Origin of the sequence: Ascidiimonas aurantiaca, from assembly GCF_037646345.1 — a bacterium.
GTDB classification, from domain to species: Bacteria; Bacteroidota; Bacteroidia; order Flavobacteriales; family Flavobacteriaceae; genus Ascidiimonas; species Ascidiimonas aurantiaca.
The window spans coordinates 1-21920 of the sequence record NZ_JBBEWR010000022.1 but is presented as its reverse complement, the minus strand read 5'-3'; the positions used below and the strand labels follow the sequence as shown (position 1 = coordinate 21920).

At 45.5% G+C, this 21920-nt stretch carries 16 protein-coding genes and 1 pseudogene; 4 read left to right on the top strand and 13 right to left on the bottom strand.

Annotated elements, in window-relative coordinates; genetic code table 11:
* Both WAO84_RS16760 and WAO84_RS16755 read right to left on the bottom strand, forming a co-directional pair.
* Nucleotides 1–1998 (bottom strand): annotated as a pseudogene (locus WAO84_RS16760) (hypothetical protein); the annotation flags it as partial.
* Nucleotides 1999–2009: 11 nt separating this feature from the next.
* Nucleotides 2010–5252: a hypothetical protein gene (locus WAO84_RS16755; RefSeq protein ID WP_340067271.1), complete on the bottom strand. Its 3243-nt coding sequence runs from the start codon at nt 5250–5252 to the stop codon at nt 2010–2012.
* A gap of 560 nt (nt 5253–5812) precedes the next feature.
* On the opposite strand from WAO84_RS16755, the gene WAO84_RS16750 reads away from it, so the two are divergent.
* The 3 genes from WAO84_RS16750 (at nt 5813) to WAO84_RS16740 (ending at nt 10182) form a co-directional block, all read left to right on the top strand.
* Nucleotides 5813–6823, top strand: coding sequence for an aspartate-semialdehyde dehydrogenase (locus WAO84_RS16750; protein ID WP_340067269.1), 1011 nt, complete (start codon nt 5813–5815; stop codon nt 6821–6823).
* A gap of 115 nt (nt 6824–6938) precedes the next feature.
* Nucleotides 6939–9095, top strand: coding sequence for a prolyl oligopeptidase family serine peptidase (locus WAO84_RS16745; RefSeq protein ID WP_340067268.1), 2157 nt, complete (start codon nt 6939–6941; stop codon nt 9093–9095).
* A 106-nt stretch (nt 9096–9201) separates the two neighbouring features.
* Nucleotides 9202–10182 carry an ABC transporter ATP-binding protein gene (locus WAO84_RS16740; RefSeq protein WP_340067267.1) on the top strand — a complete coding sequence of 327 codons (981 nt, stop codon included), beginning with the start codon at nt 9202–9204 and terminating at the stop codon, nt 10180–10182.
* A gap of 31 nt (nt 10183–10213) precedes the next feature.
* On the opposite strand, the gene mtgA is transcribed toward WAO84_RS16740, so the two are convergent.
* The 8 genes from mtgA to pdxA form a co-directional block, all read right to left on the bottom strand.
* The gene (mtgA, locus tag WAO84_RS16735) at nt 10214–10927 is read right to left on the bottom strand and encodes a monofunctional biosynthetic peptidoglycan transglycosylase (RefSeq protein WP_340067265.1); all 714 of its coding nucleotides are present in this window, start codon (nt 10925–10927) and stop codon (nt 10214–10216) included.
* A 7-nt stretch (nt 10928–10934) separates the two neighbouring features.
* Entirely contained in the window at nt 10935–12053 is a 1119-nt protein-coding gene (locus WAO84_RS16730) for an NAD(P)/FAD-dependent oxidoreductase (protein WP_340067264.1), read from the bottom strand.
* 97 nt (nt 12054–12150) lie between these two features.
* A complete protein-coding gene (accC, locus tag WAO84_RS16725; RefSeq protein WP_340067263.1) occupies nt 12151–13503 on the bottom strand; it encodes an acetyl-CoA carboxylase biotin carboxylase subunit in 1353 nt (450 codons plus the stop codon).
* 67 nt (nt 13504–13570) lie between these two features.
* Nucleotides 13571–14068 carry an acetyl-CoA carboxylase biotin carboxyl carrier protein gene (gene accB, locus WAO84_RS16720; protein ID WP_340067261.1) on the bottom strand — a complete coding sequence of 166 codons (498 nt, stop codon included), beginning with the start codon at nt 14066–14068 and terminating at the stop codon, nt 13571–13573.
* An 18-nt stretch (nt 14069–14086) separates the two neighbouring features.
* Nucleotides 14087–15088: a beta-ketoacyl-ACP synthase III gene (locus tag WAO84_RS16715; RefSeq protein ID WP_340067258.1), complete on the bottom strand. Its 1002-nt coding sequence runs from the start codon at nt 15086–15088 to the stop codon at nt 14087–14089.
* 167 nt (nt 15089–15255) lie between these two features.
* The gene (rpmF, locus tag WAO84_RS16710; RefSeq protein WP_340067256.1) at nt 15256–15453 is read right to left on the bottom strand and encodes a 50S ribosomal protein L32; all 198 of its coding nucleotides are present in this window, start codon (nt 15451–15453) and stop codon (nt 15256–15258) included.
* An 8-nt stretch (nt 15454–15461) separates the two neighbouring features.
* Complete coding sequence (locus tag WAO84_RS16705) at nt 15462–15995, bottom strand: YceD family protein (RefSeq protein ID WP_340067255.1); 534 nt, start codon at nt 15993–15995, stop codon at nt 15462–15464.
* Nucleotides 15996–16090: 95 nt separating this feature from the next.
* Nucleotides 16091–17137, bottom strand: a complete 1047-nt coding sequence (pdxA, locus tag WAO84_RS16700) for a 4-hydroxythreonine-4-phosphate dehydrogenase PdxA (RefSeq protein WP_340067254.1) — start codon at nt 17135–17137, stop codon at nt 16091–16093.
* Nucleotides 17138–17197: 60 nt separating this feature from the next.
* Here pdxA and WAO84_RS16695 point away from each other — a divergent pair, with 60 nt between their 5' ends.
* A complete protein-coding gene (locus WAO84_RS16695) occupies nt 17198–17788 on the top strand; it encodes a riboflavin synthase (protein ID WP_340067252.1) in 591 nt (196 codons plus the stop codon).
* Between the two features lie 2 nt (nt 17789–17790).
* Here the strand turns inward: WAO84_RS16695 and WAO84_RS16690 are convergent, their stop codons facing one another.
* From WAO84_RS16690 to WAO84_RS16680, 3 genes are all read right to left on the bottom strand, one after another.
* Nucleotides 17791–17967 carry a hypothetical protein gene (locus WAO84_RS16690; protein ID WP_340067250.1) on the bottom strand — a complete coding sequence of 59 codons (177 nt, stop codon included), beginning with the start codon at nt 17965–17967 and terminating at the stop codon, nt 17791–17793.
* A 305-nt stretch (nt 17968–18272) separates the two neighbouring features.
* Complete coding sequence (locus WAO84_RS16685) at nt 18273–19199, bottom strand: PorP/SprF family type IX secretion system membrane protein (RefSeq protein ID WP_340067249.1); 927 nt, start codon at nt 19197–19199, stop codon at nt 18273–18275.
* 41 nt (nt 19200–19240) lie between these two features.
* On the bottom strand, nt 19241–21920 hold a 2680-nt coding region (locus tag WAO84_RS16680), incomplete at its 5' end, for a T9SS type B sorting domain-containing protein (protein ID WP_340067248.1).

Here is a 21920-nt window from a genome sequence, read left to right as displayed (position 1 = left end):
GCCGGTGGTATTGTTACGTGCCCGAAGGTGGTAGGTGGTACCGGAGGTACGGGTTACGGTGGTAGCACTGTTGGCGGTACTGGTGCCTGTGGCACTGTCCTGCCAGTACCAGGTAATCCCGGAAGGAGCCGCACCTCTGGTAAGGGTGGTACTCCCGCAACTGTTGTTTACGGTGGGGGCCACAGGGGTGGCCGGTGCACTGTTCACACTATAGCTCACGGTTCGTGCCGGGCCCCAGCAACCGGTAAAATTATTACGGCCCCGAAGGTGATAGGTGGTACCCGAAGTGCGGGTTACGGTGGTAGCACTGTTGGCGGTACTGGTACCCCCGGCACTGTCCTGCCAGTACCAGGTAACCCCGGAAGGGGGGGCGCCTCTGGTAAGGGTGGTGCTCCCGCAACTGTTCTCGGCTGTGGGAAAGGCCGGAATATCAGGAACGGTATTTATACTGTAACTCACGGTTTGTGCCCCGCTCCAGCAGCCGGTGGTATTGTTACGCGCCCGAAGGTGGTAGGTGGTACCGGAGGTGCGGGTAACGGTAGTGGCACTGTTGGCGGTACTGGTGCCCCCGGCACTGTCCTGCCAGTACCAGGTAACCCCGGAAGGAGCCGGGCCTCTGGTAAGGGTGGTACTGCCGCAACTGTTGCTCACCGCAGGGGCCGAGGGGGCGGAGGGAGCGGTATTTATGCTGTAACTTACGGTTTGTGCCCCGCTCCAGCAGCCGGTGGTATTGTTACGTGCCCGAAGGTGGTAGGTGGTACCGGAGGTACGGGTTACGGTGGTGGCACTGTTGGCGGTACTGGTACCTGTGGCACTGTCCTGCCAGTACCAGGTAACCCCGGAAGGAGCCGCACCTCTGGTAAGGGTGGTACTCCCGCAACTGTTGTTTACGGTGGGGGCCACAGGGGTGGCCGGAACGCTGTTGATACTGTACAGAACGGAGCGGGTGCCGCTCCAGCAGCCGGTGGTATTGTTGCGTGCCCGAAGGTGATAGGTGGTCCCGGAGGTGCGGGTAACGGTGGTGGCACTGTTGGCGGTACTGGTGCCCCCGGCACTGTCCTGCCAGTACCAGGTAACCCCGGAAGGGGGCGCACCTCTGGTAAGGGTGGTGCTCCCGCAACTGTTCTCGGCTGTGGGAAAGGCCGGAATATCAGGAACGGTATTTATACTGTAACTCACGGTTTGTGCCCCGCTCCAGCAGCCGGTGGTATTATTACGCGCCCGAAGGTGGTAGGTGGTACCGGAGGTGCGGGTTACGGTGGTAGCACTGTTGGCGGTACTGGTACCTGTGGCACTGTCCTGCCAGTACCAGGTAATCCCGGAAGGAGCCGCACCTCTGGTAAGGGTGGTACTGCCGCAACCGGTACTCACTGAGGGGGCTGCCGGGGTGGCCGGTGCGCTGTTCACACTGTAACTCACGGTTCGTGCCGGACCCCAGCAACCGGTAAAATTATTACGGCCCCGAAGGTGGTAGGTGGTACCCGAAGTGCGGGTTACGGTGGTAGCGCTGTTGGCGGTACTGGTACCTGTGGCACTGTCCTGCCAGTACCAGGTAACCCCGGAAGGGGCCGCACCTCTGGTAAGGGTGGTACTTCCGCAACTGTTGTTTACGGTGGGGGCTGCCGGGGTAGCCGGAAGCGGCGTAATGGAATAGGTCACTTCGGCTGCCATACTCCAGCAACCGTCAAAAGTATTGCGCGATCGCAAATAATAGATGCTCCCGCTGGTAAAGGTAATACTCGCCGAACTGTTGGCCGTACTGGTTCCCGTAGCACTGCTCTGCCAGTACAGAACCTTCCCGAAAGGATGTGCTCCCCGGTTTAAGGTCACACTCCCGCAACCCTGGGTCACTGAATAGCCCGTAGGCGGCAGGATCAGCCCGCAGCCCCCCGGTAGAGGATCTCCGCCCCCAATGGGGTCGGGGTCGCCCTGGGCGTATAAGACCACAACGCTGAAAAAACTTATAAAAAAACAAAATATAGATCGTAATGCGTTCATAAACGGGCTGCTTAAGGTTGTTGTTGGGAATAATGGTACTCATAGGTTTCCAGTAAATGCAGGTCGGCATCCTGTATCTGCCGCAGGCGACCCAAACCGTCATAGGTGTAATGGGTGGCCTCTCCCCGGGCATCGGCCGTTCGGCTTACCCCTAACAAAGGGGCATGGGTGTAGGTATTGATCATAGCATCGGGGAAGGCACTGCGCAAATTCCCGAAAAGGGTAAGCAACTGCCCCTGGGTGGTAAGCGACAGGTTAACGGGAAGCTGTACCCCGGCCAGTTGAGCGCGGGTAATGCCCTTTAATTCGGCCAGCAGATAGGTGCCGGTGCTGTCCCACAACAAGGCCGTAGGAAGATCGTCATAGCGCTGCAACTCTTCGGGCTTCCCGTGCGTACCGATCACATAACGCCCGTAGCGCTCATAGTCAGACGGCAGGTAACCCCCCACCGTATTACTGCCCTGACCTTTCTGGTAACGATAGGTTTCGGTCACATTCCCCTTACTGTCATATACCATATACTGACCCCGTAACAATCGCTGGTGACGATATACTTTCTTGCTTACGGGAAGGGCTGTCATATACTGGTTGTTTAACTGGTTGAGTATAGTACTCTGGCTGCTGTGATCTGCCGGATAGGTATAATCTACACGATACAGGTCGCCGTTGGGGTGCAGGGTAAAGTTCTCCTGCTCGGCATCGGCCAGGGTCTGAGCCGTATATCGGGTGTCTTTTTCATGCCGGCTTAACTGTAACTGATCGTTGTACGAAAAGCGCTCTATCTGTACTGCTGCCGCAAAAGGCCCGCCGTCATCAGGAAAATAATCTATGAGTGTACGTTGCGTAAGCAGATTTCTGCGAAGAAAGTAATTCCTGGAAACCGGATTATTATACCCTAAAAAGATATCTACCGGCTGCGGAGGAAAAGAAAAACGCTGGTAGCAAAAATCTGTATCTCCCAAAACCCAGTATTGTTCGCTATGGGTAATACTGTCCTGATAATGCATTTTTACTGAACGTACTTTTTGAATACTGTTTTTATACAGGTCCTGCTGCACCATCTGTGAACCATAGGCTTTATTGCGAAAAAGCGGCTGGTAATGCTCTACGGTACGCAAGGTGTCTGTGGGACTTACCTGGTCTATGGTGACACTATGATAGTAATGACCCGATTTGATAAGAACGGGGTCGGTACCAATATTCTCTGATGAAAATACGGTGCGATCTCCATACCCCCGTATGGTATGCGGCACATGAAGTGCCTGGCCCGTAAGCCCGGAATAGGAATAGTTCTTTTGTGTGAGCAGACTGCCATCACTGTCGTGGTCACTAATTGAACTTACCCGTACTCCTCCTGTATAAAAAGGAACGGGCACTTCAAAAAGAAAACTGATAAATACTTCTATATTGGCATCGGGGTGTGCTGTAAGATCTGCCGGATCTACCAGTAACTCTAATATATAATCCCCCTTTAAGAGATTATCGCTGCCTTCGGCACCTATAACTGCATAGGGTGAAAAAATTCCCGAACCGGTAATAAGGGGCCCCTGACTGGGGTATATATTAAACCGGGAACAATCAATACTGGGTAACTGCGGGTCAAAATTACAGATATTGGATGCTGTTCGGTAATGTACCTCTGTTCCCAGGGTCCCTAAAAGGTCTTTCGTTAAGGTAAAAGGAACCCTAAAGTAAACCATCCCGTCTTTGGTACCGGTGGTATCATAAATTAAATTAGACACTTTGATCTCACGGGTGCGAAATTCTACCTGCCCGGAAGAAGGTACTGCATTGGCCTCATAGGTAAAACGCGTATGGCCCCCGGTAGGATAATCAATACGGTTAAGTACGCCCCTTTGTAAATACGTGTCATTAAATTGCCGGTTGGCTAATAAACTGGTATAGTAATTATTAAGTATGGTACTGGCAGGAAGGGAAAAGGGTATTAAAGTAGAATTGTTGTGCGCCCCGTTATAATAACCGGCGTGGTCTTTGGCCTTACTCCCTTTGGGAGGCAGGTTCCCGGCTTCGTAATAAAAACGGTATGGGGGCCGTACGGTACCGTCAAAACCGGTTTCCTGCACCTGGTCGAGCCGCAAACGAGGGTCACCCCCATATTTGCCATAGGTAAAATCAAAATATTTGGTCTTGTTGGCCAGCTTGTCTAAAATGGTAACCCGGGTAAGTTTGCGCTGCCAGGTAGAAAGGGTGGCATCATCTGCATAGGTAAAGGTAACCCGTACGGTGGAAGATTCGATCTGGGTGACTAGCTGGTTCACGGGATTATGCCCCATAGATGTATGGGTGAGCTCGGTGCCAAAACCTGAACCGTCCTGGCTCTCGCCCAGGCAACCGCATGCCACCAAACTACCGGTCAAAACGGTGGTAGGACACTTTGGTGCATATGCAATACTGCTGGATACCTGTTGTATGATATAGTTTTGTAAATAGCTTTGATAGCTAAAATTAATCTGGCGGTTATTGCGCGTAACTACCCGGTCTAACATCCACCCGGTAACGTGACTGTCGTAACTCATTGAACTCCCTCCGCTGGTAGCTGTTGTATTATTGGCCTCTTTTACATTGCCAAAATAATAGCTGTTGCCCCTTCCGTCTTTCAGGGTGAAGTTCATACTCTGCCCTACATCCTGATGCCTCCAGATACGTTCGGAACTCTCCATTTCCTGAAGCACCTCCCCGTTCTCACTTAAAATAAAACTGCCCGAGAGTCCGTTTGCATGGTAATTAAAATCATCCGGAATAAAATCATCATCGGCATCGTAAAAAGTCAGCAGATCCTGCGTACCCGAATCACTTAAAGGGTTGTTGGTGACCCAGTTGGGAGTAATAAAACCTTTTGCCTGACTATCTAACCAGCCAATCTCATCGGCCCGGTCATTGACCTGACGAAAAACACCCCCGCCGGCATTAAGGGTCCAGCCCAGGCCCACAGGCCCCGAAAGCTGGTCAACCCGTATCCCCGAAGCATGGTACGAAAGTGAAATAGGAAGGGTAAGCCCGTCCTCCTCAATAGTAAATAAAGGAATGTTGATTTGGGGTACCCCCGTGGCGTGATTCACCGGGGTAGTGCCATATACGGTAAAAGTAGCCGCATTGGGAGTTACCGGAATGTACTCTGTATGATGTGTCAGATAATCTGCAGTAAAATCCTGCGCAAACACACCCAGAGGCATGATGTATAATAGACACACAAGGAACGGCCACATCAAAGCAGCCCGTGAAAAAGTAAACATATCTTTAACTGTTTAAGGGTTTGGATAGGAGGGGGAGAGAAAAATACAAGTGCGTTACAAAGACAACGCAACACAAAAAATTATGTGATGTAAAGTTGATACATAGGCTGTTTTTTTTAGATTTTTAATACGGTTTTTATAGCGTATTGAAGGCATAAAACCGTTTTATTTTCTGATAAAGATACGCGCTAAAACGGTATTTTCATAACGAAATCATAAATTTACGAGCGATTTTTTTAGTTGCTAAAGTCCATAAATACTACTAAAATATTCATTAACAGTAGTTTATCACACATCTCTTTTTTTGAAATCCTTAAAATTTTAACATTTATAGAGTATGAATAATTGCCTGTGGAGTACCAAAGCGTATAATATTAGGTGTACAGTATCATATAGAAAATACCAGGTAACGCTTCTTACATTTATAGAAAGGAATGGGATATATCTGTTTTTAAAACTACCGGTTTGTATCCCTTTTTGTTGATTGTGTAACAAATGGTAAGGAGTGGTTTGTACCCAACGTCTTATTACGTATTTTTGCCCATTATAAATTATTTACTATGAAAGTTGCAGTAGTAGGTGCCACCGGTATGGTGGGCGAGGTAATGCTAAAAGTACTTGCAGAACGAAATTTTGAGATAACAGAGTTTATTCCCGTAGCTTCCGAACGATCGGTAGGAAAGCACATTGTATTTAACGGAAAAACACACACTATTAAAAGTCTGGAACAGGCTTTAGCTTTACGGCCCGATATCGCTCTTTTCTCTGCCGGCGGGCAAACGTCTAAAATCTGGGCCCCAAAATTTGCAGAAGTCGGTACCACAGTTATAGACAATAGCTCGGCATGGCGTATGGATCCCGACAAAAAACTGATCGTGCCTGAAATAAACGCACATCTGCTCACGGCAGACGATCGCATTATTGCCAACCCCAACTGTTCTACCATTCAAATGGTAATGGCACTGGCGCCGCTTCATAAAGTGTACCGTATAAAACGTATTGTGGTCTCTACCTATCAGTCTATTACAGGAACCGGAATAAAAGCCGTACGGCAACTGGAAAATGAATATAAAGGCGAGCAGGGGGAAATGGCCTATCCGTATCCCATTCACCGCAATGCTCTTCCCCAATGCGATGTTTTTGAAGAGAACGGATATACTAAAGAAGAAATGAAACTGGTACGTGAAACCCAAAAAATACTTCAAGACCCTTCTATTGCCGTAACGGCTACCGCCATTCGCATTCCGGTAGTAGGCGGGCACAGTGAATCAGTAAATGTTGAATTTGCCTCCGACTTTGACCTTGCCGCAATACGCGCCCTGCTCAATGACACTCCGGGAATCACACTACAGGACAATCCCGATGTACATACCTATCCCATGCCCATTTATGCCGAAGGGAAAGACGATGTGTTTGTAGGAAGGCTTCGCAGGGACCACTCTCAACCTAATACACTTAATATGTGGATCGTTGCAGACAACCTTCGTAAGGGAGCTGCCACCAATGCCGTACAAATAGCCGAACATCTTTTTCAAGAACAATTACTCAAAAATACAGTAAGCCCGGCTTAACATATTTTGAATGAAAGCGTTAAAAATTCTAAAAAAATTGTTAAAAGCTTCTCACAATGAAAGCAAGGCGTTTTTTTTGTTCTAAGTTTGGTACCCAACTAATCATTTTCTCACAATGAAAAAATTATCAATAACCACCATGGCAATCCTTTCTCTTTTTGCCTGTAAAAAAGAATCGACACAAAATACCATTGCTGTGAATTATCCCGAAACAAAAAAGGTAGATACTGTTACTGATTATTTCGGTACTCAGGTAAAAGACCCGTATCGCTGGCTGGAGGATGACCGCTCTGCCGAAACCGAGACCTGGGTAAAAAAACAAAATGAAGCTACCTTTGGCTATCTGGAAAAAATCCCTTTCCGAAAAGAACTCAAAGAGCGCCTTACCCAACTCTGGAACTATGAAAAAATAGGGTCGCCCTTTAAAGAAGGAGATTTTACCTATTACTCCAAAAATTCAGGGCTGCAAAACCAGTCTGTTATCTATCGTAAAAAAGGCGATGGTGCAGAAGAAGTATTCCTGGATCCCAATACCTTTTCAAAAGACGGTACCACCTCTCTGGCCGGTCTTAGTTTCTCAAAAGACGGTTCCCTGGCCGCGTACTCTATTTCTGAAGGCGGGAGTGACTGGAGAAAAATAATCGTTATCGATGCCGAAACCCGGGAAATGGTAGAAGATACTCTCGTAGATATTAAGTTTAGCGGAGTCTCCTGGAAAGGGAATGAAGGTTTTTATTATTCCAGTTATGACAAACCCGAAGGCAGTGAACTTTCGGCTAAAACAGATCAGCATAAATTATACTATCACAAACTGGGTACCCCCCAGGCAGATGACGAACTTATTTTTGGCGGTACCGATGCAGAAAAACACCGCTATGTAGGAGGTGGTGTTACCGAAGATGAACGTTACCTTATTATTAGCGCCCGCACCTCTACATACGGAGGTAAACTGTTCATTAAAGAACTCGGTAAAGAAAATGCCCCCTTAGTAACTATTCTGGGAGAAGACAACACCTCTTCTTACGTTATTGAAAACGAGGGAAGTAAACTGTATATCGTTACTGACCTCAACGCGCCTAACCGACGCATCGTTACCGTTGATGCGGCCAACCCCACCCCCGATAACTGGGTAGATTTTATTCCCGAGACCGAACATGTACTTACCCCCAGCACCGGAGGCGGTTATTTCTTTGCCGAATATATGGTAGATGCCATTTCAAAGATCAAACAATACGATTATGACGGCAACCTGGTACGTGAAGTAAAGCTGCCCGGAGTAGGCTCTGCCGGAGGTTTTGGCGGAAAAAAAGAAGAAAAGGAACTATATTACTTTTTTACCAATTACAACACCCCTACCTCCAGCTACAAATACAATGTAGAAACAGGTACTTCTGAACTTTACTGGAGTCCTAATATTGATTTCAATTCAGATAATTACGAGTCAAAGCAAGTGTTTTATACCTCTAAAGACGGTACTAAAGTACCTATGATCATCACTCATAAAAAAGGCCTGGAGCTTAACGGTAAGAACCCGACCCTGCTGTACGGATACGGCGGGTTCAACATAAGCCTTACACCATCTTTCAGTATCTCCAATGCCGTATGGATGGAACAGGGAGGTATTTATGCCGTTCCCAATCTTCGAGGAGGAGGAGAATACGGTAAAAAATGGCACGTAGCCGGTACCAAACTGCAAAAGCAAAACGTATTTGACGATTTTATTGCCGCTGCCGAATACCTTATAGAAAACAACTACACCTCTCCCGATTATCTGGCCATAAGAGGAGGCTCTAACGGAGGTTTACTTGTAGGGGCCACCATGACCCAGCGTCCCGACCTTATGAAAGTAGCACTTCCTGCCGTAGGTGTGATGGATATGCTTCGTTACCATACCTTTACCGCCGGAGCCGGATGGGCCTATGATTACGGTACCTCTGAAGACAACAAAGAAATGTTTGAATACCTCAAAGGCTATTCGCCCGTTCACAATGTAAAAGAAGGTACTGCCTACCCTGCTACCCTGGTAACTACAGGAGACCATGATGACCGGGTAGTGCCCGCTCACAGCTTTAAGTTTGCCGCCGAATTACAAGACAAACAGGCCGGTAGTAACCCCACCTTAATACGTATTGAGACCAAAGCCGGACACGGTGCCGGAAAACCTACCGAAATGATCATTGACGAGCAAGTAGATATTTTTGGGTTTACCCTGTTTAATATGGGCTTTGAAGAACTCCCCAACAAGGCAGTTCTCAATAAAATAAAAGGCTAAAAGTTACCCAAACCGTATAACATATCCTGAAAGCCGCTCAACAGAGCGGCTTTTTCTATGCTGCTTTCCGCGCATCCTGTATCTTTGTACAAAGTGATCCTGCCACATGCTAAAAATACAGAACATCTCTTTTGCCTATAATGAAAAGCCCGTTTTACACGATATTTCATTTTCAGTACCCAAAGGCTCGCACGTCTCTGTAATTGGGGCCAGCGGTTGTGGTAAAAGCACTTTACTGAGGCTTATTTACGGGCTGCTAACTGCAGAAAAAGGGCAGATTACCTATAAGAACGAACGTTTACTGGGCCCGGATCATCACCTGGTGCCCGGAGAGGATTTTATGAAATACGTGGCACAGGATTTTGACCTTATGCCTTTCCTGTCTGCCCGGGCCAATGTAGGTAAGTACCTTTCTAATTTTTATCCGGAACAAAAAATGCAACGCAGTACAGAACTCCTGGATCTCATGGGGCTGCTTCCCTATGCAGGAACAGATGTACGCTACCTGAGTGGCGGACAACAACAGCGGGTGGCATTAGCCAGGGCCCTGGCCAACGAGCCCGAAGTGCTTTTGCTGGACGAGCCCTTTAGCCATGTAGATCACTTTCGTAAAAATTCCCTTCGCCGCAACCTGTTTACCTATTTAAAAAACAAAGAGATAAGTTGCCTGGTGGCTTCACATGATATAGAAGATGCTCTGGCATTTGCAGACCATATAATTGTTCTGGAAGAGGGTCATATCACTGCACAGGGCACTCCTCAAAACTTATACGAAGATCCCCCCGGCCACTATGTGGCATCCCTGTTTGGAGAAACCAACAGGCTTCCTTCTCAGCTATTTTTTCCCAACGTTCTGCCCCGGGACATCCTCATTTATGCACATGAATTACAGGTTACCCGTCACGGGCCCCTTGAAGTAACTGTTATTACGTCTTTTTTTAAAGGAAAACACTGGCTTATAGAGGGGCATTTTCAGGATATGCCTGTATTTTTTGAACACCATTCGGCACTTTCCTCTCAAAGTAAAGTACTCCTGGATGCTAAAAAAAACGCCGTGCAAAAAAGGATGACCATACCGGCGGAATAAGGTATTTTTTACCTGTGCCGGTACCCGAAACCTATTTGTCTTTTTGTCTGGTTTTATCTTTATGTGCATCAAATTTTAGCGGGCCAAAATAGTACATCTGCCTGACGATCCATGCTTTTCTGCGGGCAATGTATGCCGTTGGCGGATTCGCCTTATATTTCAGGGGATTGGGTAAAATAGCCGCCAAAGCGGCTGCCTCATCCATGCTCAGCCGCGCGGCAGATTTACCAAACCAGTATTTTGCTGCTGCCTCGGCCCCGTAAACACCATTTCCCATTTCTATACTGTTGAGGTAAACTTCCAGAATACGTTCTTTAGACCACAACAGCTCAATTAAAAACGTAAACCAGGCTTCCAGGCCTTTGCGTATCCAGCTCCTGCCGGGCCATAAGAAAATATTTTTTGCCGTTTGCTGGCTTATCGTGCTTGCCCCGCGCAGCCTCTGGTGGGTTTTGTTATGTTCCAGAGCCTTTTCAATAGCTTCGAGATCAAAACCGTTGTGCTCGATAAAACGCTGGTCCTCACTGCAAATTACTGCTTTTTGAAGGTGAGGCGATATCTCTTTAATTGAAACCCATTGGTGTTTCCAGCCAAAAGTCTTGTTATCCTGGTAATTGCTTACCCCACGTATCACCATAAGCGGCGTTACCGGTACAGGTACCCATTTAAAAAACAGTACCAGCAACACTGAAAAAATCATCGCTTTTAGTAAAAGCCGGAACAAAAAATGAAAAACTTTTTTCATGCCTGTCTTATTGCATAGCCAGCGTAGCGAGTTCTTCTCCTACCAGGCTCCCTATAGCTACCCCCATACCCCCCAGACGTACGCCACAAAAAACGTGTTCTGAAAGCTGTTTGACAATGGGCGTCTTTTCACTGCCTACCCCCATAATACCACTCCACTGCTGCGCTATTTCAAAAGGCGTATCGGGTAAGATTACCCGGGACAATAACTCTTTTAACTTGTTTTGTATTAATGGGGTTTGCCCAAACACATCGGTATTTTCGGTATCCATATCCAGGTTCCTGCCTCCGCCCAGCAATACGCACCCGTCAATATCGCGAAAATAATAAAAACCCCTATCCATATGAAATGTGCCCTGTATGGGTAGTTTTTTAACCGGTTTTGTTATAAGTACCTGCGCCCGGGCAGGTGCTACCTTTGCAATCCCCAGGTGTGAAGCAAACCCATTAGTGGCAATACAAAGTTTTCTGGTTTTAAAGGTAAAGTGATCTGTTTCTATATGTACCCCTCCCACATTGTCTGAGAAAGCCTTCACGCGGGTAGCATTTAAAACAGGAATACGGGCAGTACTGGCTTTGTAAAGAAGTTCACGCATCATTTTACCGGTATCTATCTGCCCTTCGAGCGAGTTGGAAATGTAATACGGGTGTACCTTTGCGAGTTTGAATGTATTGGGTTTTACTGTAAAAACGGTTTCTCCCAGCAGGGGCCTCAGCAATTGGTTTACACTGTGCATGCGGGAGTGGCACTCTTCAAAAAAGGCCTCATCTTCCTCAGGAAACACTTCGTGCCCTCCGTACATACGAAAATCCATTGCCCGGGTGCCTACGCGCTTTTTTAATACTTCCAGGCCCTCTATTCGTTTTTTTACAAGGGAGACCACCGCTTCTTCGGGCTGGTTCTTAAGATCGTCCAGTAATTCAGAAAGGCTCCCAAAACAGGCAAATCCGGCATTTTTAGTGCTGGCTCCCTGGGGTAATACACCTTTTTCTAAAACCAATATATGTGCATGTGGGTTATTTTCTCTTAACTTTAACGCACAGTTAAGGCCGGTGATACCGCTTCCCACAACCGTATAATCTACTCCTTTTAACCAGTGTTTGATTTCCCAGTAGCTAAGATCCATATACTAAATAACGCTTTGAACTAAAGATACAAATATAGCTATTGCGGCAGACAGGAACGTGTATAAAAAAGCCCCGCCAGGTGGCGGGGCTATAGTATTAATTTTCTTTTGGAGGTTCCATTTTAAAATCTTCCATGAATTTGGTAGTATAATTACCGGCTACATAATCAGGATGATCCATCAACTGCCGGTGAAAGGGGATCGTGGTCTTTATACCTTCTATCACAAATTCATCCAGCGCCCGCTTCATTTTATTGATTGCTTCTTCACGGGTTTGGGCAGTGGTAATGAGTTTGGCGATCATAGAATCGTAATTAGGAGGTATGGTGTACCCGCTATATACATGGGTATCCAGCCTTACCCCATGACCTCCCGGCGCATGCAGCGTAGTGATTACTCCCGGAGACGGCCTGAAGTCATTGTAAGGATCTTCGGCATTAATACGGCACTCTATGGAATGTAGCTTGGGTGTATAGTTCTTTCCCGAGATAGGCACCCCGGCAGCCACCAGTATTTGTTCTCTTATCAGATCGTAATCAATTACCTGTTCGGTAATAGGGTGCTCTACCTGAATACGGGTATTCATTTCCATAAAGTAGAAATTGCGATGTTTATCTACCAGGAACTCTACCGTACCGGCACCTTCATAACTTATATATTCGGCTGCTTTTACGGCGGCCTCACCCATCTGCTCCCGCAATTTATCGGTCATAAAGGGAGAAGGGGTCTCTTCGGTAAGCTTTTGGTGCCTTCTTTGTATAGAACAGTCTCTTTCAGAAAGATGGCAGGCTTTTCCAAACTGGTCTCCAACTATTTGTATCTCAATATGGCGTGGCTCTTCAATAAGCTTTTCCATATACATCCCATCGTTACCAAAAGCGGCTCCGGCTTCCTGTTGGGCACTCTCTAATGCTTTTTTAAGATCTTCTTCTTTCCATACGGCCCGCATTCCTTTACCGCCACCCCCGGCTGTAGCTTTTAACATAATGGGGTAACCCATTTCTTTAGCGAGTTGTTTGGCCTCTTCATACGATTTGAGTAAACCTTCTGAACCGGGTATGGTAGGTACGCCAGCTTCTTTCATGGTAGCCTTGGCGGTAGCCTTATCACCCATACGTTCTATTTGCTCTGCAGAAGCTCCTATAAATTTAATATCGTGCTCGGCACATATTTTAGAGAATTTGGCGTTCTCTGATAAAAATCCGTAACCGGGATGAATGGCATCGGCATTGGTAATCTCTGCCGCTGCTATGATATTCGGTATTTTAAGGTAGGAGTCTTTGCTTGGAGGGGGGCCTATACAAACGGCCTCGTCTGCAAAACGTACATGCAGACTTTCAGTATCGGCTGTTGAATAGACCGCTACTGTTTTTATACCCATTTCCCGGCAAGTCCTGATAACCCGTAAAGCAATCTCACCTCTGTTTGCAATCAGTATCTTCTTGAACATATTTTTTGAAGTTTCAAATTATACTTAATCTGTTGTCCTGATATGGTATCAGTTAAAACAGATCATTTTATGAGGGATCTACCAGGAATAAAGGTTGGTCAAACTCTACCGGAGAAGAATCGTCAACTAGTACCTTAACAATCTTTCCGGAAATTTCCGATTCTATTTCATTAAACAATTTCATAGCTTCGATCACGCAAAGGACATCTCCAACAGCAATGGTTTTTCCTACCTCTACAAAAGGAGGTTTGTCTGGAGCCGGTTTTCTGTAAAAAGTACCTATAATAGGAGATTTCACTATAGTATATTTGCTATCATCGTCTGCTTTACTTTCTTCTGCAGCCGGGGCAGGTGCTGCCGCAGTTGCAGGTGACTGGGCCTGTAGCGGCTGGGCAGGCGGCATTGCCGCAGAAACCGGGATCTGTTGCACAAAGGCCGTTTCCTGCCTGGCTTCATCTGATCCGGTTTTAATGGTTATCTTCACATCATCCATTTCCAGACTCACTTCGCTTGCACCGGATTTTGCGACAAATCTGATAAGGTTTTGAATATCTTTTAAATCCATGATAAAGGTTTTGATAGATTAGTTTTTAGTGTTATAAGCCCATTTAAGATAAATGGCCCCCCAGGTAAATCCTCCTCCGAAGGCTGCAAAAATGAGATTATCTCCTTTTTTTAACTTGCTTTCATAATCGTGCAACAACAAAGGTATGGTAGCTGAAGTGGTATTGCCGTATTTATGAATATTGATCATGACTTTTGAATCGTCAAGCCCCATTCTATGTGAGGTAGCATTTATTATTCTCATATTGGCCTGGTGTGGTACCAGCCATTGTACCTCTTCTTTGGTGAGGTGGTTACGCTGCATAATTTTTTCGGAAACCTCTGCCATATTGGAAACGGCAAATCTAAAAACGTTTTTTCCATCCTGAAAAACATAGTGCTGTTTGTTTTTTACCGTTTCTTCAGAAGCGGGTAGTATAGAGCCTCCGGCTTCTATTTTAAGGAACTCGCGTCCGGCACCGTCGGTTCGCAGAAATTCATCCTGCATCCCTAACCCTTCTGTATTGGGTTCAAAAAGTACTGCCCCGCCACCATCTCCAAAAATAATACAGGTGGTACGATCAGTATAATCAATAATAGACGACATTTTATCGGCGCCTATAAGCAGTATTTTTTTGTATTTACCAGATTCTATAAAACTGGCTGCCGTTGACATACCATATAAAAAACTGGAACAGGCAGCCTGAAGGTCAAAAGAAAAAGCATTGGTAGCACCAATTTGAGTTGCCACGTAGGTAGAAGTGGCTGCTACCGGCATATCGGGCGTAGCCGATGCCACAAGTACCAGATCTATCTCAAGAGGATCCAGCCCTCTTTTTTCAATAAGATCCTGTGCTGCTTTAATGGCCAGATAGGAAGTGCCTTTGCCCTCTTCTTTAAGAATACGTCTCTCCTTAATTCCTGTGCGTGTGGTGATCCATTCATCGGAGGTATCAACCATAGTTTCCAAAACTTTATTCGAAAGCACGAAATCGGGTACGTACGCTCCTACAGCGGTAATAGCTGCTGTTATTTTACTCATATTCAGTTTTGTTTTTGCCTAAAAAGTAAAAACCACACAAAAATCTTATGAAATTACTAATTTTTTAATTTCAACGGTGCAAAATAACGCGTTTTTGACTTTTAAGGAAATTTTTAAATAAAAAAACTCTCACCGGCGTGAGAGTTTTAACTATTATAAGAATTTACTTAGGCCGCATTTTCATTTGTTTTGTCAACAAGAACCTGCCCTCTGTAGTACAGTTTCCCTTCGTGCCAGTGTGCTCTGTGGTATAAATGAGATTCTCCGGTGGTGGGATCTACTGCTATTTGCGGAGCGGTAGCTTTATAATGCGTCCTTCTTTTATCTCTTCGGGTCTTTGATATTTTTCTTTTAGGATGTGCCATTTTAATTCTTATTTATCCGTTAATAGTTTTCTTAATGAATCCCACCTGGGATCAGTTTTTGTATCGTTATTATTTTCCTCTTTGGGTTGTAGTTCTTTCAGTTTTTTAACTATCTCTGAATCTAATGTACCGTCTTTAATTCCCGGATGCACTCTTTTTGCCGGTACTGCCAGTATGATCATCTCGTAAATATACTGGGCAATCTGTATCTGGTGTTCTCCGTGAGGAATAATCAGGATTTCTTCATTCTCATCATTGTATTCCTCTCCGAACTTAACTACCAGATGCAGGGACGATGTAATCTTCTGGTCATAAGGCTCGCTTGAGATATCGCAGGGAATATTTACGGTTCCCGATGCTTTGAACTCCAGTTCAAGCAGCGTACTTTTTTTATCCAGAAGTACCTGTACCTGAACAGAAGCATCATTAAACTCATCAAAGTTAAAATCTTCAAAGAACGCTTTACCTATTTCATAATTAAACTGGTGTTGTCCCAGTTTTAGGCCCGCAAAAGGAATACTGTACTCCTTTAACTTCTTCATGGTATTACTACGTTAAGTGCCTGTCTGCTTGGACAAAGGCGGGTGCAAAGATAAGAATTTTTATCAATTGCGTATAGTTATAAACATTTTTTTGTTTATAATTTGGAGGATTGTTTTTTGAGGGAGTTTGCAGAGAGTTTTTCATACTCATTTCGATTTTTGAAAATACGAAGTGCCATAAAAACCGCTTCTCTGAATGAGCGATGGTCTGCCTTACCCTGGCCGGCAATCTCATATGCAGTACCGTGATCAGGCGATGTTCGTACCTTAGTAAGGCCTGCAGTATAGTTTACTCCCTGGCCAAAAGAAAGGGTCTTGAAAGGGATTAAACCCTGGTCGTGATAAGCAGCCAGAACAGCATCAAAATTTTGGTATGCTTCAGACCCGAAAAAGCTATCTGCCGAGTAGGGCCCATACACCAGTTTACCGGTTTCCTGAATTTTTTGAAGCGTCGGTTTAAGAATTTCATCATCCTCGGTCCCTATAATGCCCTGGTCGCCACTATGCGGATTAATACCCAATACGGCTATTTTGGGTTTTATTACACGAAAATCCTTAACCAGTGAATCGTACATCTTTTTTGCCTTATCTGTAATGCGTTCTTCCGTTATATGTGTACTTACGTCTTTCACCGCTACATGATCGGTGAGCAACCCCACCTTAAGAGTATCGGTTACCATAAACATAAGGGCCTCACCTCCCAGCTCTTTAGACAAATAATCAGTATGGCCCGGAAAAGTAAAATTATCAGATTGAATGTTGTGTTTGTTAATAGGCGCAGTGACCAGTACATCTATTTCACCGTTTTTAAGCGCTTCTACGGCTGCCTGTAGCGAGAGTAACGCATATTTACCTCCGTCTTTTGTTTGCATGCCAAAATCTACGGCAGGTGTTTCTTTCCATGTGTTTACCACATTTATTTTTCCCTCTATACTGTTAGAAGCGTCATCTATACCCGTGTAATTCACAGCTATTTTAAGATGTTTTCTCTGAAAAGAGATCGTTTTGGTAGATGCAAAGATCACCGGTGTACAAAAATCAAGCATTCGTGTGTCCTCAAATGTTTTGAGTATGACCTCACAGCCAATACCATTCAGGTCACCTACGGACACTCCTACTCTAATATTGCCATCTGCTCTCATACAATGCTATCTTTTATTTCTACCTTTGGCTACAAAATTAACTAAATAATACATATTAATATGTTTACAGGTATTATTGAAGATACGGGCACTGTAGAAGCGTTGCTTCCCGAAAAAGAAAATCTGCACATTACTGTTGGGAGCACGCTTGCTCCGGAATTGAAAATAGATCAGAGTGTAGCCCATAACGGGGTGTGCTTAACAGTTGTGGCTCTCGATGATACTTCATACACCGTAACCGCCATTAAAGAAACCCTGGACAAAACAAACTTACGGCTTCTGAAGCAAGGCGATACCGTAAATCTGGAAAGAGCCATGAAACTGGGGGACCGGCTTGACGGTCACATAGTTCAGGGCCATGTGGACCAAACCGGGACCTGCACCCATATAGAAGAAGCAGACGGAAGCTGGTTCTTTACATTTGAATATGACACTTCAAAAGGTAATATTACTATTGAAAAAGGATCTATAACTATTGATGGTACCAGTTTAACGGTAGTAAATTCCGGTAAAGATCATTTCAGTGTAGCCATTATACCTTATACGTATAAGCATACCAATTTTAAAAATTATAAAATAGGGTCTGTAGTTAATCTGGAATTTGATGTGATAGGGAAATATGTGGCCAGGCTTAACAGCCTTAGGGAATAATATTATTTTCTAAGCTTCTTGCCGGCACCGTATAACAAACCCCCTGCCATTAGCAATAACAGTCCCTCTGTAATAGGAACGGGATCTCCGGGAGGGAATGGTCCTCCTTGAGCATAAGCGCCAACAGAGAACAACACTACCGCAGGAATAAGCAGTTTTTTATTTAAATTTGAGGCCATTACGCGGTAAAATTATAAAATTTTATTGTATGTATAACACATTTTAGGTCACAAAATTGTATATACCCGGTAAAACTTCCTTTTTTCAGGAAGAACAGATAGAATATTAGCCCTTTAACTTCTTTTTGACTGTTACTTGCTCCGTGTTTTTCGCTCTTTTTTGTAAATGATATTTGTTTTTGCTATAAAATACAGATAGATGGTTATTCCGTTCTGTTACTCCTGCAAAACGTCTCCTAAATGTTTTCTAAAAATGAGGGCTCGCAAAACGAGCCCTCATTTCATTTACTTTATACCCTTTATATCTAAAAAGGTGTTACGGGGTTTCTTCCGGTAAAATCAACATCAAACAAAACAAAGACCTCATGAGAACCTGAACCAAAGTTACCCAGGTTGTTTAAAGTACGGTCATACGCATACCCTATTCTGAAACGGGGAGTGAGCCTGAAGTTAAACATACCAACTACCGATTCACTGGTACGGTATCCTATACCCAGTTCCAGCCTCTCGTAAATAATGGCATTCATATTAAAATCGAAAATTAAAGGCGCCCCGGCTACTGCCCTTGCAAGGACAGAAGGTTTTAAGGAAAACTGTCCGGGCGTTATTTCAAAAGTATAGCCCGAGGTAAGATAGTAATGTACTTCTTCTCTTCCTCTGTTCACAAGGCCATCTTGCTGATCCAGGTGTTTGGCATTTAAAAGGTTTAATGCCGAGAAGCCTGCGAAGAAATTGCCGGTAAAAAAATGTGCTCCTACACCAATATTAGGGAATACTTCACTAATATTCTCATTAAATGCAGGGTCTATGGTCTGGTCATCAAAAGCAAAATCATTGAAGTTTGCATTGAAGAAGGTAAACCCTGCCTTTAAACCCAGTGAGAGTTTACTTTGCCTACTCAGTTGTAATACATAGGCAAAATCAGCATAGAGATTATCTTCAACCAAAGCTCCGGCGCCTATATCGTCACGAACCAGCGATAATCCCACCTGAATTTTCTCATCAAGAGGTATGTGGCCAAATACATTAAAAGTATCGGGGGCACCTTCAACGCCAACCCATTGCGCCCTGTAAAGCAATCCGGCATTAAGGAGACCTACTTCTCCGTATGTATGGGCAGGATTAACAATATTCGGGTTGTACAAATACTGAGTGTATTGGGGGTCTTGCTGCGATCTTGCTATAGTGACTGTAAAAAGCAAGATTATGGAAAATACATATAAATGTTTCAATCTGTGGATGTTTATGTTTTTTATAATAGCTAGTTTCACAATTATCGATTAAGGTACACAATGCCTTGAAATGCAGGGGTTTCGCGATCACCAAATTCAACTACGAAATAATATACTCCGTTAGGCAGGATATCGCTTCCCAGGGTGCCTTCCTGATTGGAACGGCCGTCCCAATCGGGTGTTTGTGCATTTCCTTTATAGACAACCATCCCATGACGGTTATAGATCTCCATAGTGAAATTTGGAAATTCGTTTCGCAATTCTGTAATAGTGAAGGTATCGTTCACACCATCACCGTTAGGAGAAAAGGCACGTTTGTCAAAACCGGTAATAGCCGTTGAACAGCTTTCTACATTTGCAGTCACTGCCAGTCTCTCAAAAGATTCACAGCCATTGGCGCCTTCCTGGGCTGCATAATATACCTGCCCGTCCTGAAGGGGTGTGGTTTCAGGAAGTGCCGTACCACCGGTGTCATTGGCATACCAGCGTACCACTCCGGTACTTGCCACTACCAGATCGGCAACGGTAGGACTTGCGGAAATACAAAACTCCTGTGTGTCTTCTCCGTCTGGCACTATAGCATCCAGCAGGGTCACCTGTACGGTAACCGATGCTTCATTACAGCTAGTACCTGTATTAACAGTATAGGTAAAGGCATAGGTTCCGGGAGCCATTTGTGAAAAATCTATTTCGTTCCCGCTTAATGCCCCGCTACCGGAATCATCACTCCAGATTCCTCCCGGGTCGTTCCCCGATAACAAACTGAAAAGATCAAGGGAATTACCCGAATCTACACGGCAGCTTTCAAAATTGGTGCCTGTACCGGGACTAAGGTCGGGATCTACCTGTACAGTAATCGTTTCTGTGTTAATACAACCATTGGCATCGGTAATGGTAACGGTAAACTCTTCGCCGTCAATTACTCCGGTTGCAGTAGGGTTTCGAAGGGTTGCGTTATCAAAAACGGCTGTTCCGTTAGAGGTCCATGCCCATGAAACTGCATCGCCTCCCGTTTCTTCCAGAGAAAGTACACTTCCTGTACATATAGGTCCGGAGTTTGTTATGACAGCATCGGGCACTGCAAAAACAGAAGCTGTAGTGGTAGCGGTACTGGTACACCCGTCAGTACCAAAAGTGATGACTACCGTAAATATTTCTCCATCGGTAACATTAGATACTTCCGGATTCTGCGCAGACGCATTACTGAAAATGGCAGCACCATTACTTGACCAGGCCCATGAAGTGGCCAGCCCGCTGGTTTCATTAAGCTGTAATGTGCCTTCAGAACATATGGTGCCGCTATTGGTTGCCACTGCTATTTCAGGAGAGTTCACCGTTACTGTAGCAACGCAGGAAGCTGCATTGTTAGAGGTGTCGGTTACGGTAAGAAGTACCGAGTTTGTTCCTACATCAGCACATGTAAAGTCTGTTTTATCTATACTTATACTGGCAATACCACAGTTATCAGTAGAGCCCATGTCAATATTGGCTGCTGTAATACTTGCATTACCGGTAAGATCAAGAGTGATACTAATATTCTGGCACATGGGTACCGGACGGGTCGTATCTGCTATAACCACGTTCTGGGTCTGTGTAGCGGTGTTCCCATTGCCATCGTCGTAGGTCCAGGTCACTACCGTAGTACCCTGAGCCACAATGGGTAAAATGGCATCGGAAGTCACGATCACCGTACCTCCGCAATTATCGGTAGCTGTGGGAGGAGTGAGTGAACTTACTTCACACTGTGCGGTTACATCGGGCAGATTAGCCACATCGGGAACCGGGTCTGTGGTATCATTAATAACCACATTCTGGTTTTGAGTGACCGTATTACCATTGCCGTCATCATAGGTCCAGGTCACTACAGTGGTACCCTGAGTAGTGATAGGCAGCACAGCATTAGAAGTGACTATTACAACTCCACCACAATTGTCAGTACCTGTAGGGGGGGTTAGCGAAGTTACTGCACATACGGAATTTACATCGGGCAGAGTGGCTACGTCAGGTACCGGGTCTGTGGTATCATTGATGACTATATTCTGAGTTTGGGTAGTGGTATTCCCGTTACCGTCATCATACGTCCAGGTCACTACAGTGGTACCCTGAGTATTGATAGGAAGGGTCGCATCGTTGGTAACGATCACCGTACCCCCGCAATTATCGGTAGCTGTGGGCGGTGTTAAAGAGGTTACTTCACACTGGGCGGTCACATCGGGCAGATTAGCCACATCGGGTGCAGGCCCTGTGGTATCATTTATAACTACATTCTGGTTTTGAGTCACCGTATTACCATTGCCGTCATCATACGTCCAGGTCACTACGGTAGTACCCTGAGCGGTGATAGGAAGGGTCGCATCGTTGGTAACGATCACTGTACCCCCGCAATTATCGGTAGCTGTGGGCGGTGTTAAAGAGGTTACTTCACACTGGGCGGTCACATCGGGCAGATTAGCCACATCGGGTGCAGGCCCTGTGGTATCATTTATAACTACATTCTGGTTTTGAGTCACCGTATTACCATTGCCGTCATCATACGTCCAGGTCACTACGGTAGTACCCTGAGCGGTGATAGGAAGGGTCGCATCGTTGGTAACGATCACTGTACCCCCGCAATTATCGGTAGCTGTGGGCGGTGTTAAAGAGGTTACTTCACACTGGGCGGTCACATCGGGCAGATTAGCCACATCGGGAACCGGGTCTGTAGTATCATTTATGACTACA